At 38.7% G+C, this 17347-nt stretch carries 7 protein-coding genes; 2 read left to right on the top strand and 5 right to left on the bottom strand.

The annotated features are described in order from the left end of the window. The coding region (locus tag AAC037_RS04295; protein WP_339901821.1) for a carboxypeptidase-like regulatory domain-containing protein at positions 1-205 on the bottom strand (205 nt) is incomplete at its 3' end. 125 nt (positions 206-330) lie between these two features. Further along, positions 331-1872, bottom strand: coding sequence for an arylsulfatase (locus tag AAC037_RS04290; RefSeq protein ID WP_339901820.1), 1542 nt, complete (start codon positions 1870-1872; stop codon positions 331-333). A gap of 626 nt (positions 1873-2498) precedes the next feature. Here AAC037_RS04290 and AAC037_RS04285 point away from each other — a divergent pair. Continuing rightward, positions 2499-11531, top strand: a complete 9033-nt coding sequence (locus AAC037_RS04285; RefSeq protein ID WP_339901819.1) for an amino acid adenylation domain-containing protein — start codon at positions 2499-2501, stop codon at positions 11529-11531. Between the two features lie 238 nt (positions 11532-11769). Next, positions 11770-13032: an endo-1,4-beta-xylanase gene (locus AAC037_RS04280; protein WP_339901818.1), complete on the top strand. Its 1263-nt coding sequence runs from the start codon at positions 11770-11772 to the stop codon at positions 13030-13032. A gap of 9 nt (positions 13033-13041) precedes the next feature. Here AAC037_RS04280 and AAC037_RS04275 read toward each other — a convergent pair whose 3' ends face one another. The 3 genes from AAC037_RS04275 to AAC037_RS04265 form a co-directional block, all read right to left on the bottom strand. After that, entirely contained in the window at positions 13042-14571 is a 1530-nt protein-coding gene (locus AAC037_RS04275) for a sulfatase-like hydrolase/transferase (RefSeq protein ID WP_339901817.1), read from the bottom strand. A 12-nt stretch (positions 14572-14583) separates the two neighbouring features. Then, complete coding sequence (locus AAC037_RS04270; protein WP_339901816.1) at positions 14584-16056, bottom strand: sulfatase; 1473 nt, start codon at positions 16054-16056, stop codon at positions 14584-14586. Between the two features lie 8 nt (positions 16057-16064). Continuing rightward, positions 16065-17347, bottom strand: a 1283-nt coding sequence (locus tag AAC037_RS04265) for a sulfatase-like hydrolase/transferase (protein ID WP_339901815.1), incomplete at its 5' end; no start/stop codon positions are given.

The following is a 17347-nucleotide window of genomic DNA, read 5'->3' as shown; positions in this document are numbered from 1 at the left end:
GAAGATTCCATTCAAAATAGCCGTTTTGGTTCGTCGGAATTCCATCATTCAGGTTCCTGGCAAAGACAGTCGCAAAGGCCAAGGGTTTACCATCTTCTCCGGATACAAAACCTTTTATCCCTTGACCATACAAGGGAAATGAAACCAGACCAATCAGGGCAAACAATAAGCTTGTTTTACAAATGCTATTTAAAGTACCAATCATAGGTTTGTCAAAACACGCTTCAGAACCAATCATTTCACCTAAATCAAACCCTTAATTAATCGATCTGGAAATTACCTGTTTAGCTTAAAAGTTAAGTCACCAAAAAGGTAATGCGGCAATTTACTTTATTGAGCTTCATAAGCCCATTTGACTTGCTCCCAAACTTTTGGTCCATCATTGACAAGTGTTGGCCCGGGAGTGCTTCTTCCTTCTTTAATTAAGCTTATCATTTCCTTTTTCAAGTTTAGGGCTACCTGTGGATAATCATTGATCAAATTGATTTGTTCTCCCGGATCCTTGGAAAGGTCAAAAAGCTGCATAGCCGGTAATCCTGCGAGTTCCTTTGCAGACCTTGGGGCAGTCCAACCGCCTGATCCGGGCCAGGCCACCAGTTTCCAATTGTCTTTTCTTATGGCGAATCTTCCTTCAATGGAATGATGAATAATGGAAGGTCTTACTTCGGTATCCATGGATCCATTCAACACTTTTAGAAAACTAAAACTATCTTCCCCGGCATTTTCAGGCATTTTTTCATCGAGAATATCCGCGACCGTGGCCATAAAATCTGTGGTACAGATCACTTGATCAGCTGTTCTTCCTCCTTTTATTTTATCCGGCCATTGAACAATAAAAGGTACGCGGTGGCCTCCTTCATAGATATCTGCCTTATGTCCCCTAAAGCCATTGCTAGGATCATGGCCAACTTTGGCCAATTCAGAAAAATTAGCTTTTGGTGAACAGCCATTGTCCGAAGTAAAAATCAGAAGGGTATTGTCAACAATTCCTTTTCTCTCCAGTTCAGCAACAATTTTCCCTACCAGATCATCTACTTGCAAGACAAAGTCTCCATACATATTGGTATTGCTTTTACCCATAAATTCCGTAGTGGGTAAAATGGGCGTATGGGGTGCCGGAAGTGGGAAATATAAGAAAAAAGGTTTATCCTCATTTGCATTCTTGTCGATAAAGTCAACTGCTTTTTCGGTTAAGTTGGACATTACCTGTACATGCTTAAAATCTGCCCCGGTAGGACCTTTTCTCCAAAATCCCTTGTCATCCACATTTACAGTCATCCTTTCCGGTAAAGCGGTAACCTTATCATTTTCAATGTATACATAAGGAGGAATATCCAGCGAGCTGCTGAATCCATAAGCATAAGAAAAGCCTACCTGGTTGGGACCATTTTTAATTGGTTGGGAATAATCCACCTCCAGAATGGTATTCAAATTATCAATGTTTTCATACTCCTGTTCAAATGCCCAGTCCCATCCAAGATGCCATTTGCCAATAAATCCGGTATGGTATCCGGCCTTTTGCAAAAGCTTTCCAACAGTAAATCGATCGTTGCTGATCAGTGGTGCAGAGTATCCTCCTAAAACACCATTCTTAAGCGTCGATCTCCAATTGTACCTTCCTGTCAGAATTCCATATCGTGTAGGGGTGCAGACAGAAGAGCTAGTATGTGCATCTGTAAACTTTATTCCATTTTCTGCCATTTTATCAAGATGTATGGTTTTAATTTTACCATCAGCATTGTAACAGGAGGCATCACCAATTCCCATATCATCCGCAAGAATATAAACAATATTGGGAGATGCATCAGATTGAGCCCATCCAAGACCAATCAAGCAAAAAAGAAAAAATGTTGAAAGAATAGTAGTTTTCATAAACCGGTTATTTATCTGAATAAGTTGCCCTATTAGAGCCATTAATGTCGCAGACTCCTATTATTGAAGTTATTTTTAAAATAAGTATTAATCAAATGGCATTTTACTGTTTGAAAAACAATGGATTAACTAACTTCACCGAATAGTCTTTAAACCAAGTCAGGCAATTTATTCAAAATGTTAGAGATAAGGAATAAATTTTAATATTTAGCCTATTTTTTTATTCTCAATTTCCAACATAAAAAATATAACGTGCCAGCCCTAATATTTAACTGAAACAAATTTTCAAATTTTGTATGACACATCTGTGAGCTAAAAAAAATTTAAGCGATCTGAACATTGTTAATTCTACGTATATGCTTACTTTAAACAATTATTAATCCAAAAAAAATGTGTTCCACAAATTAATTAGAAAGTAAATTCATATTTAAATAATTTTATTTTTAATGAAAAATTTAAATATTTATATTAATGTTGTTGTCATATCTGGTTGAAGAACAAAGGAAAAATTAATTTCCTCATTGTATTTTAACAGAGGTATGAATGATCATATTATCATTCAATGAGTAAAACTTGAACCCTACAATTACTTAAAACATGTTTTTTTATGATCAATCCACAAGGAAATGGGAAAAGTATACAATAATAAACCCAAAATAACCAAAAATATAAATCAACCTATCTCTTCCATTTTATCAAATTCAACCTCCTCTTTTGTTTCATCAATAATTTATCCATGCGACAAAACTATTGTAGACCAGTTAGAAGAGGTCATAAGATATTACCCTGAAAATATTGCCTTTGTTTTTGAAGAAGATGCCCTTACGTTTCGTGAACTAAATGAAAAATCAAATCAAGTAGCATCCTATTTGGTTAAAAGAGGCATTTCCACCGAAGACCTTGTCCCGTTTTGCATGGAGAAATCCATAGCTATGATGGTAACGATATTTGGCATTCTAAAAACAGGTGCGGCGTATGTCCCTATCGATCCTAACTACCCTTTAGAACGAATTCAGTTTATCCTTGGTGACATTGGTGCAAACCTGTTACTGGTAAACAATTCATTGAACAAAAAATTTAACATCTCTAACACAATAGATCTACTGGAATACGCCTCTTTATCAAGTGAGCCAGTTGAATCATTTATCCCAGAGATTAAGCCCACTCCTGATAACCTTGCTTATGTAATCTATACTTCCGGCTCCACAGGCAATCCAAAAGGAGTAATGGTGCCACACAGGGGTTTGATGGATCATTGTTTTGGTTTGATAGAAAGAGCCAAGCTTAAAGATTGTAAATCCTTCGCTATCACAGCTCCCATTGTTTTTGATGCAGGCCATTCACTGATTCATATCGCTATAATTCAAGCAGCCACTACCCACCATTTGCCTGACCATGTAATTTTAGACAGCGATAAATTCACAGCTTACCTTCAGCATCACAAAATAGACTGTTTAAAAATTGTCCCTTCTCTTTGGTTAAGTCACACAGAAGGAGGTTTAATCCCGGTACCTAAAAGGAAACTGATCTTTGGAGGTGAAAATTTCCCGGTTTCCATCATTTCAATTCTCAGAAAAAGTGATTTTAAAGGCGATGTTTTCAACCATTACGGTCCAACAGAAACTTCAATCGGTAAATGTATTTATAAGGTAGACCTAAATCGCACCTATAGCCAAGTTCCAATTGGTAAGCCCTTCTCAAATACCTTCGTCCTACTTTTGAACAGCAACCTTGAAAAGGTGGATGATGGAGAAGCAGGTGAAATCTATATCGGTGGAGAAGGCATTGCCAGAGGTTATCTCAATCTACCACTCATTACTGCCAAAAGCTTTATTCCAGATTCTATATCAGGAAAGAATGGTGGGTTTTTGTATCGAACAGGGGATTTAGGTAAATCTTCTGAAGACGGAAACCTTCTGTATCTGGGCCGGGTGGATGATCAAGTAAAAATAAATGGATACCGTATAGAACCCGGAGAGATTGAAGCGACCATCTACCAGTTTGAAAGCATTAAACAAATTGCCGTTGTGGCAAAAACCAATAAGCAAAAGGTTTCTTTAGCTGCTTATTTTGTACTTGAAAAAGGTAGTCTTGAGGAAGATATTAAGCACAAACTTAAATCAAAACTTCCTGCACATATGATCCCTCAGTATTGGATTCAAATGGAAGAAATGCCTTTGACAATTAATGGTAAAATTAATAAAAAAGCCTTGCCTGAACCAGATTGGACAAGCACCCTGAAAAACAAAAATCCTCCGCAAACAAAAACAGAAAAACTTCTTATTAGCCTTTGGGAAAAATTTTTGGGATGGGAGAATATAGGTATTTACGATAACTTTTTTGACCTAGGAGGTAATTCCTTGCTTGCTATCCGGACCATTGCCGGGATAAAGCAATCACTGGGAAAACGCCTAATGGTAAAGGATTTTTTTAATTCTCCTACCGTATTTGAATTAAGCCGGGTGGTTGATGAAACGAATGATAACTTGCATGAAATAAAACCTGCTAAAGAAGTAAATTTTATCCCACTTTCCTTTAACCAGGAAGCACTTTGGGTAATTCACAATTCAGAGGGAAGCTTACAATACCATTTACCTATGGTTTTCGGTATTTCAGGTGATTTAGACATTAAATCTCTAAAATTAGCCTTTAATGAATTCATAAATCGGCATTTACCTTTAAGAACAGTATTCAAAGCATCCGAAAAAGGGCTTGAACAAAAATTGCTTGATGCTGAATCTTGGAGCATTCAGGAAATCATTTCTAATCAGACTGAAGCTGAAATAGTGAAAGACTGGCCATTCAAGTCCATGACAGAACGGCCTTTTAATATGTCAGAAGATTTTATGATTCGGGTGGCATTGTTTCACATTCAACCAAAAAAATACCTTCTTAGTATTGTAGTTCACCACATCGCCTGGGATGGGTGGTCCACATCTTTGTTTAAAAATGAAATAGCTAGTTTATACAATAAAATTAGAAGCGGAAATCAAAAACTTTATCCAAACTCGGTATTGACTTATGCCGATTTTTCTATCTACCAAAGAAATCTTTTAGGAAGTAAATTATACAATGACTCGCTAAAATATTGGCAGCAGCGGCTTAATGGAACAATACCCATCCAACTCCGAACTGACTACCCAAGAACAGCATTATTTTCACCGGCGGGAGCAAGGCATGAATTTATTATTGATAAGGGCATAGTTTCAAAATTAAAAAGTCTGGCCATAGAACGAAATGCTACCCTCTTTATGGTATTGCTAGCAGGTTTCAAGGCATTACTTAAAAGGCATAGTGCTCAGGAGGATATTAGTGTCGGTATTCCTGTGGCAGGAAGAGAATACGAAGGACTAGAAGATTTAATTGGCTTCTTTGTAAATTCCCTTCCTATCCGAACCTATGTGGATGGAAATTTCAGCTTTGATGATTTATTGAATAATGTAAAAACCAATGCCTTAGAAGCTTTTGAACACGGACATGTTCCATTTTCCGAAATAGTAAAACTGTCAGATGACTTTAGAATAACTGGTAGAAATCCTATTTTTCAAGTACTTTTTGTGATGCAGAGCAACGCTTCTCCAGCGCTGAATTTGGATGGTGTGGATACCCAACCAGTAAAAGTCCCTAATCAAACTTCAAGTTTTGAGTTGACACTCGAGATAAAAGAAGATCAAGATCAGCTAATAGCATCGATTGAATACCAAACAGCCCTTTATCGTTCTTCCACTATTTCCCGAATGTCAGGGCATTATATGGCATTGCTCGAGGCCATTACCCTTAACCCAAAAGAAAAAGTTGACAATTTAAACCTACTCAATTTAAAGGAAAGAAATTTCGTATTGGCAGCAAACAATGATTTTAAACTGCCGGAGGAACTTGTTGACAAAACCATTTTAAACCTAATAGAGGAGCAAGTAAAATTATTTCCGCAACACATTGCTATCAGTTTTAATGGTTATGAGTTGTCCTATTTAGAATTGGATAAACGAGCCAATAAAGTTGCGAATTTTTTATTGAATAAAGGTGTAGGCCGATGTTCTTTAGTCCCAATTTGCCTGGACAATTCAACGGAGATGATCGTAGGCTTATTAGGCATAATTAAAACAGGTGCTGCATACATCCCTTTAGACCCCACTTTCCCAAGAGATAGAATTAAATTTATTCTCGATGAAATAAAGGCTTCTTGGGTTTTAACGGATAGGGACAATGCACCTATTTTCAAAGAAAATTATCCAAACCTATCTATTCTAACTCTCGACAGCGAACTGAATGGATTAATTAATGAAAGTTTTGAAAATCCAGGTATAATTATTAACCCCGATGAGCCTGTATACCTCATTTACACGTCTGGCACCACTGGCAAACCTAAAGGAGTGATAATTAGTCACAAAGGTTTGTTTTTATCGACTTTTTCAAGAATTAACTATTATCCTGATAAAATTTCAATCCTGCTATTGCCCTCTTTTTCTTTTGACTCCTCCATTGCAACTATTTTTGGAGCTTTGTCTCAAGGGAGCAAAATCGTTTTAGGAAAATCTGAACAACTTAAAGACCCCGGAGAATTAAAAAAATTACTCAGTCTTACGAATTCAATATTGTGTGTTCCTTCATTTTACAGATTTTTACTTACTGAAAGGTTAATTCCTACCAATCAAATTAAGAGAGTGATTCTTGGAGGCGAGAGAGTGGAGCCCTCTTTATTAGCCCTACACTTTGAGTCAAATAAAGGTGCGGACTTATACAACGAATATGGGCCGACAGAAGCAACTGTTTGGGCTTCCGTTTGTAAATTGACTTCCCCTAAAGCCCCGATAACCATCGGCAAACCAATTCCCCATATCAAGGTATATATTGTAGATGCCTCGGGTAATCTTTGTCCAGTAGGAATTCCGGGAGAATTGTGTATTTCAGGAGCTAGCCTAGCCATTGGCTATTTTAACAATCCAGAAATGACTGCTGCAAGTTTTATTTCTGACCCATTTTCCAAAGGCGGTAGGGATATGCGGATGTACAAAACGGGGGATAAAGCAAGATTACTCAACGATGGAAGCTTAGAGTATTTAGGAAGGTTGGACAATCAAGTAAAATTAAGAGGTTATAGAATTGAACTTGAAGAAATTGAAACGCTTCTTGAAACATTGGATTTTGTTAAAAAAGCAATCGTTTCTGTTATCGGAGTTTTCTCCGAAAACCAAAAATTAGTAGCACACATCCTTACCAATAAAGAAACAGCCTCCCATTCTGAAGACCTACAGACACATAAATTAACCGCGCATCTATCGGATAATTTACCCCCGTATATGGTACCGGTCCAATGGGAATTTTTAGATGAAATGCCATTCACTCCTAATGGTAAAATTGACCGAAAAAAACTTTCTCAAATTGAAAGTCGAAAGGTCATTCAATCCAATTGGCATAATGCCGATAATGTCATCGCACAAAAGTTACTAATTATTTGGAGGAAATTATTAAACATAGACCAAATAGCAACCCATGATAATTTCTTTAAAATAGGAGGTAACTCCTTGCTGGCCATTAGACTAATAAACTCGATTAGAGAGGAATTTGATTATGTAATAAAATTTTCAACAATATTCGCTAATCCAACCATAAATCAACTTGCTAAACTTATTGAGGATAGTAATGCTGCATCTTGCTCAGATTTAGAATTTAAGAGCGTGCCTCATGTCAAAGAATACCCGCTTTCTTATAGTCAAGAAAGCATATGGATCACTGACAAATTAGAAGGATCGGTGCATTATCATATTCCCTTATTGTTAAACCTTGAAGGTAAATTGGATGTTGCTTCTCTCGAAAAAGCCCTTCAAGCCATCTATAAGAAGCATGAAATATTACGCACTCAGTTTCATTACAATGGTGAAAAAATTTACCAAAAAGTAAATGGTTCTGAGCCCTGGAATTTGATGCTAAAAGATGCCTCAAAGGAAGTATGGGACTATAAAACTTTTGAGGAATTTATCCAAGGACAAATCTCGCTACCATTTGACTTGTCAAACGATGCCATGTTTCGTGCACTCCTAATCCAGAAAGGTCCAACACAAAACACCCTGCTATTAGTGTTCCATCACATTGCCTTTGACGGATGGTCTATAGGCTTAATAATGGAAGAAATTCATTCATTTTATACCCAACAAAAAAATATTGGCACTATAGATTTTGACCCTTTGCCTTTACAATACGGTGATTATGCGATTTGGCAAAGAGCGCAATTACAAGGTGCTGCATTTGATAATAAAATTGATTATTGGAAGAATAAGCTTAAAGGATTAACTCCCCTTAAAATAACTAATTATAAGGGTGCTATTGATCTTGATGCTACAAATGGCGACACTCAGTCGTTCTTAATACCTACTCAACTCCAAAAATCCGTAGAAGATCTCGCCCATAAAACAGATACAACTATGTACATGGTTTTAATGGCTACTTTTAAAATCTTACTCTACCAATTGTCTCGAAATACTGACATTTGTGTTGGTACTGTAATTGCAGATCGAAATTACCAACACACAGATAAGTTGCTGGGGTACTTCATAAATACGCTACCCATTCGATCCCAATTAAACCCTGAAAAGAATTTAATTGACTTTCTATGCGAAGTTAAATCCAATTGCCTTGAAGCATTTGACTATCAAGAGGTCCCTTTTGAGAAAATTGTAGCAGCTGTCCAACCCGAAAGAAAATTAGGCAATAACCCTATTTTTCAAGTAATGTTTTTACTTCAAAACACTTTTAATGATGAGGCCTGGGAAATCGACGATCTTAAAGTCAAAATGCTCCAAAATAAGCAGAAAAGAGCAAAATTTGATCTGTTGTTTACTGTATCTGAAGGAGCTTCAGGTCTTAAAGGTTTGATGGAATACAAAACATCATTATTTAACTCCGCAGAAATAGATAAAATAATCGAAAATTACCTTTATCTATTAGAAACGCTTCTACAGAATCCCTTAGCCCCCTTAGAATCCTTTTCCGGAAATTTGGAGGTTGAAATAAAAGAAGAGACTGAGCAATTTGAAGACGAATTCAAAGATGAATTCAGACCTGTTCAGAAGTTGATAGAATCAGCCACTATAAAATACAGGGATAAAGTTGCAATAATTTCTAAAGATAAATATTGCACCTATGATGAACTGAATGAAACCTCCAATCAATTGGCTGATTTATTATCTCAGCAGCGTATCGGAAGGAATGATATAGTGGGAATTGTAATGGATCGATCCATAGAAATGATTACAGCCATAATGGCGGTATTGAAAGTTGGTGCTGCCTACCTGCCGGTAGACACTGATTTTCCTGATGAGCGAATCAGTTATATGCTCAAGGATGCGGCAAAAGTACATATAACACATACCAAATACAAAGGAAAATTCAAGTCACAGTCCATAGCGATTCTGTGGGAGGAATTCAAAGCCAAGCAGGATAATTTCTCAAAAGAAAACCCATCTCCGAACAATGAAGCCAATGATATGGCTTATATTATTTATACCTCCGGATCTACAGGAAAGCCAAAAGGAGTAATGCTAACCCATGGCAATTTGTATAATTTCCTTAAAACCGTTAGCCATAAACCCGGAATCACGGCCAAAAATAAATTTCTTGCCGTCAGCTCTGCTTCTTTTGACATTGCACTTCTGGAGTTAATATTACCCTTTGTGCACGGGGCTCAAATTGTAATCCTTGATCAATTCGAAAGGAAAGATCCTCGAGTAATTTTACAATATTTGGACCAGAATAAAGCAGACATTATGTTCGCCACTCCCACCCATTGGAAAATGCTTTTGGAAAGTGGCTGGAAATCTCCTGTAGAAAACCTTCAAATAATTAGCGGTGGTGAAGCTTTAAGCAAGGATTTGGCCAGTCAACTATTGCCGTTATGCGATGGGCTCTGGAATATCTATGGCCCTACGGAAACCACAGTTTTCTCCACCATTAAAAAAATAGAAGCCAATCAGCCAATCATTACCATAGGGCGAGAAGTACTGAATACTAAAATTTATCTGCTTGATGAAAATCAAAAGCCAGTACCAAAAGGAAAGGAAGGAGAAATCTACATTTCCGGTAAAGGTGTAGCAAAGGGATACCTTAACCAATCTGAGTTAACCAGTCAAAAATTCTCCAAAGATCCTTTTCAATCGCAATTAGGTATCTGTATGTATAAAACTGGTGACAAAGCAAAATTCCTACCCGATGGGGAAATCCAAATCCTTGGTAGAATTGACAATCAAATCAAATTGAGAGGTCATAGGATTGAGCTTGAGGAAATTGAACAGGCCATAAATGAACTGAATTCAGTCAAAGAAAGTGTGGTTTTATTTAGAAAAACTTCTCGTAATGACATGGGTTTGGTGGCCTACCTCCTACTTAAGGATGATTTGGAGGACAAGTCTAGCAAGAACACAGAAGTAACAAGCACTCAGGTAAAAAGATGGAAAAAAGAACTTTCTTTAAATTTGCCGGTCTATATGATGCCATTTGATTACGTTGTAGTTGATCATTTCCCGCATACAGCCAGTGGAAAAATTGATCGCCTAAAACTTCCTGATCCTGAGCCAATGGTTTTAGATGTTGTTTTACTACCTAATACAGATAAAGAAAAGATAATAGCGGAAATATGGAAGACGGCTTTAGGCTTAAAAAAAATCGATATCACGGATAATTTTTTCGATCTAGGTGGGCATTCACTGATTGCTGTAAAAGTAATGACCCAGATAGAAAAAGAGTTAGGAACACTCCTACCACTATCAATTTTGTTTAAATACCCAACAATACAGCAATTAGGATTATTTTTGGAATCAAATGTGGGTTTAAACAAGGAATGGAAGTCCTTAGTACCTATACAGCCAAAAGGGAAAAAAGACCCAATATACTTAGTGCATGGAGCAGGCTTGAATGTAATGCCATTTCAGACCATTGCAAAATACTTTGACCCGGAGCAACCCATCTACGGCATTCAATCAAAAGGAATGGATGGAGAAAGTCCTGAATTCGAATCCATTGAAGAAATTGCTGCTTCTTATATTGACGAAATAATGCAAAACCACCCCCAAGGAAATATAATTTTGGGAGGGTATTCCATGGGAGGAATTATCGCCTATGAAATGGCTAAGCAATTGGCGGAGACCAATATATCTGTAAAACACCTCTTTTTACTTGACAGTTTTGCAACTTTTGCCAAAAGTAAAAAAACACCTAAAAATAAGCTTGCTGCTAAACTTTATCGTGAATTGAATAAAAAATTCTTCGACATTAAATTATTATTCCGCCATCCCAATATTTTAAGAGATATAAAATCCAGGTCAATTAGCAAAAAAATCAATGGTTTACTTGTCAAGCTTAGGGTAAAAACAAAAAAAATAGATAGTCCTATTATTGAAAGGATAAATAATATCAAAGCCATGCATGTGCTTGCTTGCAAGAATTATTCGCCAGGATTTTATGCGGGAGAGATAGTAATGATAAGGGCTAAAATTCGGACAAAATATTTCTTTGATCCAGAATATTTAGGATGGAAAGGCTGTTCCAAATCCATGCGAGTAATCGATGTAGAATGCATACATTCGGACATGTTTACAGCACCAAATGAAAGTGAATTGGCCGCCATTATAAAACAAGTGATTGAGGGAGTTGAAGCGATCGAGTGATAGGGTGACCGTGATGCGGTTGTGAATTGTTTTCAAATTGGATAATCAATGTGGAAATGGTTAATTATCAATTGTTAATTAGGGTCTGAACGGAGCTGAGGGGGAAAAAGATTTAGAGTGATCTGTGATAGGGGATCGCTTTACATCACTACATCACCCGATCACCCCATCTTACCCGAAAAGTTGTAAATTATTAATGGTTAATTGTTAATTTCGTTCTACATCAATAAAATCCAGAATGATAAACATACATAAAATTTCTTTCATCCTTTTTAGCCTAGTTATCCTGATTTGTTCGTGCGTGCAAGCTTTAGGCCAAAATCCCCCTATAGACCAAGCCATTGCTCAGCATAGAAAAGGCAAGCTGATTGTCAAGGCTAATCCTGGGGATAAGGTAATTGTAAAGCAGCTTTCCCATGAATTTTGGTTTGGGGCAGCCATTGCCAATGGACTGGGATCAGGGAAAATGTCCCAAGAGGATCTCAACCAATACAAATCCCATTTTCTTAAAAACTTTAACAGTGCCGTTACAGAAAATGCGCTCAAGTGGGCCAATATGGAAAGGGAAAAAGGCAAAGTCAATCATTTAACCGTAGAAGGAATTTTGAATTGGACAGAGGAAAACGATATTCCCCTGCGGGGACATAATTTATTTTGGGGCATAGAAAAATTTGTTCAGCCTTGGATAATGGAGTTGAGTGATGCCGAACTGGAGGCCACCATAAAAAATCGAGCCATTAGCATTGCCCGAAAGTACAAAGGCCGCTTTGTAGAATACGATCTGAACAATGAAATGATCCATGGCAATTATTATGAAGATCGGTTGGGGCCGGACATTACAGCCAAAATGGCCAAATGGGTTCTTGAAGGAGATCCTGAGGCTCAACTTTACCTCAACGATTATGATATCTTAACAGGAAATAGGTTGGCGGACTATTTGGCGCAAATTAGGGAACTCTTGGCTCAAAACGTTCCGATTGCCGGAATTGGCGTGCAAGGTCACTTGCATGGCAGTACCTTTGACAGAAAGGAACTGAAACGTAGCCTTGACTCCCTGGCCCAATTTGGACTACCGATACGAATCACCGAATTCAATATGCCGGGTCAACGATCCAAATTCCATAAAGACACGCAATTGGCAATGAGTCCGGAGGAGGAAAAGCAAAGCGCTATCGAATTGGTGGATTATTATAGCATCTGCTTTGCCCATCCGGCAGTGGAAGGTATCCTAATGTGGGGTTTTTGGGAAGGAGTCAATTGGATTCCGGCCTCCTCCCTATATACCCGAGACTGGCAACCAAAGCCTGCAGCACATGCTTATCAAAAACTTGTTTTTGACACTTGGTGGACGGAGAAAACCGGTACTACTACTACTACTGAAGGCCAATATTCAGCCGATGCATTTTATGGGAAGTACCAAATAACCGTTGGTGGGCAAACGAGAATAATTTCGCATAAAAAAGAAAATGGAGCAACCACCATTGATTGCTCCACTCCTTGATTCATTTATTTATTGATAATCCTTTCCAATCAAACTCTCTAAGACGGATCGTTGCCAATCATGTAAGGTATTTTCCATGTTTTCGGCTATTTCCGGGTGATCAGATAATATATTATTTTCCTCTGCCGGATCTGCATTGATATCAAACAATTCTTTTTCGGCTTCCTCTCCGGTGCCTCCATGGATCACCAATTTGTATTGATTACCCAATAAAGTTCTGGGGCCTGAAAAATCCTCCTCTTGGATATCCGTTTGTTTATAATTTTTAAAGTTTCTGGTAGGTATCCCATTCATCAATTTCACCAAAGGGGAGGTGCCTTTTTGTAATTCCGGGTCTATATAATCGGCCAAACCTTCACCATTATTTCTTGGTCTTCCATTCCAGAAAGCGATAGGCTCAGGTCTTGTATCCATTTTGCCTTCTAGCATGGGCAATAGACTGATTCCATCTATAGGTCGGTCAGGAAGTGTTTGACCGGTGAGATCACAGAGGGTAGGAAATACATCACTGGAAACACCATGAACCTCGGTAATAAAAGGATTCTTTATTTTTTCAGGCCATTCCAAAACAGAAGGAACCCGTACACCTCCTTCATATACCCTTCCTTTTTGACCTCTGAAAGGAACAGTTGCATTACCCTCCTGAGGCGTTCCATTGTCACCAAAGTACCATAGCAGGGTATTTTCTCGAATTCCCTCCCCATCAAGATAGGTTCTTAATTGCCCTATAGACCTATCCATGGCCGTAATTTCAGCAAATCGCTCTCGCAATACCTCTCGTTGTAAACGTTTCACCGGCTTTCCTGTCTCATTGGAGGTCAACCTTACCATTCGATTTCCGAAATCTTCAGGCAAACTATTATACAAGGCCAGGTCCTCCGGTTTTGCGCTATAAGGCTCATGAGGTGAACCATACCAGATCACGATAAAAAAGGGCTGATTTTTTTCTTTTGCTCGTTCAATAAAATCGATTGCCTCTGCAATCAAAATTTCAGAACTCTCGCCTTTGAAAACCACAGGGTCTGCCCCATTCCTTGATAAATGTGGATTCATTTCAAAGAAATTGTCGTGTGAAAGGTATTCATCAAACCCAAACTGCTTTGGATTGGTAGGTGAAGCCTCTTTGACAGGGCCCAGGTGCCATTTCCCCAAATGAGAAGTAACATATCCTGTATTTTTCATGAGCTCTGCTATACTAATTTCTTCCGGTCGTATAGAATAACCGGGTGTAAAAGTGCCATATCTATTGGGATGCCTCCCGGTAATGATACTACCCCTGGTAGGAGAGCAAACCGGAGATGCCGAATAAAATCGATCCATTCGTACACCGGATTTAGCCATTTCATCCAATACAGGTGTATGGAGAAAAGGATGCCCATTGTATCCTGTTTCATCCCAGCCATGGTCATCGCCAAGAAGTAGCACTACATTGGGGTGGGTTGCTTGAGTTTCGGCCTTTTCACTGCACGAGGCCAACAACCACAAAGTGGAAATCAATAGAAATGAAAGCTTCAAGCCACTAGTTATCAGGTTATTCATTGGGTATATTATTTATTGTTCAACCGGTTTATTCGGCAAATCATTATTTCTAATTGCGACTAATTTCTTATTGACCTCTTCCTTTAGCTGAGCAACAATCTCTTGATAGGCCGGGTAGCTTGCCAAGTTATTATACTGTTTGGGATCGTGTTCCATGTCAAATAATTCAATCCCATCACTTCCATCTTCATTGTAAAGGGTAAAGGCCCATTTGTCATTCCTTAATAAGAAGGCATGCTTTCCTCTCCACCTATTGACAGAAAAGGCCATGTCTCTGGTTTTAAAACCAGGGTCGTCGAGGGTTGGAACAAAACTTATACCTTGAATCTTATCCTCCACTTTTACTCCAGCCAATTCAGCGATGGTTGGATACAGGTCAATCAATTCCACAAAACTATTGGAAACCTGTGCTTTTTGGCCCGGGATTTTTACGATCAAAGGCACCCTTACCGATTCCTCTTTTAAACTTACTTTCATCCAAAAATCATGTTCTCCTAAATGAAAACCATGGTCAGAAGTAAAGACTACTATGGTATTGTCTTCAAGGCCTTCTTCTTTTAAAGTGTTAAGAATTTTACCTACCTGAGCATCCATATAACTTACAGAAGCATAATAAGCAGCAATGGCTTTCTTTTGTTGCTCCTCGGTCATTTTAGCATTTTTTGTGGTGACGTAATTTATCCCTCGGGCAGGAATATCATCCCAATCACCATCTACTTTGGGAGGAAGGATTACCTGTTCGTATGGGAACCTTTCAAAGTAAGGTTTGGGGGCAACAAAGGGCACATGGGGCCTCGCCAGACCTACGGCTAAAAAGAAAGGTTCGTCTTTGTGGGAACGAATCAATTCGGAAGCTTTTTCGGCTGTTTTACCATCCGAATGCACCAAGTCATCACCATCTGCTTTCACAATAGTCATCACATTCCCTCCTTTTCTTGGCAATAGGCCATATGGATTATTTTGCACCAATTCCGCTTCACCATCTGCAGTCCACTCTGGGCCCTGACTATTGTACCTTTCATTCCATGAAGCTTCATCGTCTGTGCCATTAGACCCTTTCTCAATATCTATGGGAACGCCCATATGATAAATCTTGCTTACCCTGGCCGTAAACCAACCATTCTCTTTGAACAATTGTGGCCACATTTTTTTATCCGGACCAATATTCTCTCTTCCACTCACATATCCGAAAGTCCCTGTAGCATGAGGATAATATCCTGACATCATAGATGCCCTTGAAGGACCACATACGGGATACTGACAATAAGCCCTGGTAAATCTGGTTCCTTCTTCCGCCAGCAGATCGATATTTGGTGTATATCCGGCAGCATTTTCGTAGGAAGAAACTGCTGTAGTAGTAAGGTCATCTGAAATTATAAAAAGAATATTCGGCTTCTTTGACTTTTGAGCCATCGTTTCCACTGATAGCGATAAACACAAAAGGTAGGTCGCAAATAATGCTATTCGTCTTAGCTGGGTATTCATGAATTTTATTAATTATTATTGGAGGTATAAGGTGTCAGTCGTTCTCGTTCCAAATCACGCTTAATCTCCGCTTCCGTTAATTTAAATGGTTCTTCTAATTTTTTCACCAAATCAGGCCTTTTCTCAGCCAAGTCATTGGTTTCTCCGATATCTTCCTGAAGGTTAAAAAGCTTCCAAGGCTCTTCATTACTTTCTCTAAAGATCTTATAATCTCCCCATATCAATGCTTCCTGCCCTTTGTATTTAAAAAACATGGAGGCATGTGGTGAATGGCTGGTCTCCCCTGTCAATACAGGCAATGGGTTTCTCCCATCATAATACCTGTCTTGTGGCAGCTCAGCCTGTGCCAAACTGGCTGCCGCCTGCATCAAGTCCAATGACCAAAGTCTGGTATTAATGGTAGAATTGTCCTTGACTTTACCCGGCCATCTCACCAAGGCAGGAACACGGATTCCGCCTTCCCATAGGGTGACTCCGGCCCCATTCAAAGGCGCATTGGACTGAATATCCAGATAAGGGTAAAATGCGCCATTGTCGGAATAGAAGAAGACAAAGGTATTGTCTGCAATTCCCAATTCGTCTAGGGAATCCATAACTCTACCTACCGCCATATCTATGGCGGTCACGATGGCATTGAACCTTTTTTTAGGGTCCTTTTCATTTGGTTTTAATCCATAAGGCTTGAAAGCGTAATCCGGTGCTTTCCAAATATTCTCTTCTCCCGGCTCAATGTTTCTATTACCCGGATGATGTGGTGCATCAAAAGGCAAATAAACCATCCACGGCTTTTTATCAGTGGTTTTCTCGGTAATAAAATCTATCGCTGCATTGGCAAACAAGTCCGTACTGTACTCACCATGCCTATTGATGGAAGTTGTATTGTGATAAAGATCATGTCTGCCGGCATATACATGGGAAAAGTGGTCTACATTTCCGGAAGCAATTCCCAAAAATTCATCAAAACCTCTTTCTGTTGGTCTTGAACCCGGGGCAAAGCCTATGTTCCATTTCCCAAATGCACCCGTTTGGTAACCATAAGGGCTGTTTTTCAATACCTTTGGAATAATAATTTCAGTTTGTGGAAGACCAATGCCATAATTTCCTGCCAGTCCCCCTAGTTGGTAGTCCAACTTGTTTCTCTGCGGAATCCTTCCGGTAAGTAAACTGGCCCTGGAGGCAGTACAGGTAGGAGAACCCGTATAGAAATTGGTAAGAACAGCCCCTTGTTTGGCCAATTTATTCAAATTTGGCGTTAATATGGGAGAATCTTTATTAAGGAATTTAAAATCTC

Source organism: uncultured Cyclobacterium sp., assembly GCF_963976465.1.
Classification (GTDB): Bacteria; Bacteroidota; Bacteroidia; order Cytophagales; family Cyclobacteriaceae; genus Cyclobacterium.
This window is presented reverse-complemented; position numbering and strand designations above follow the sequence as displayed.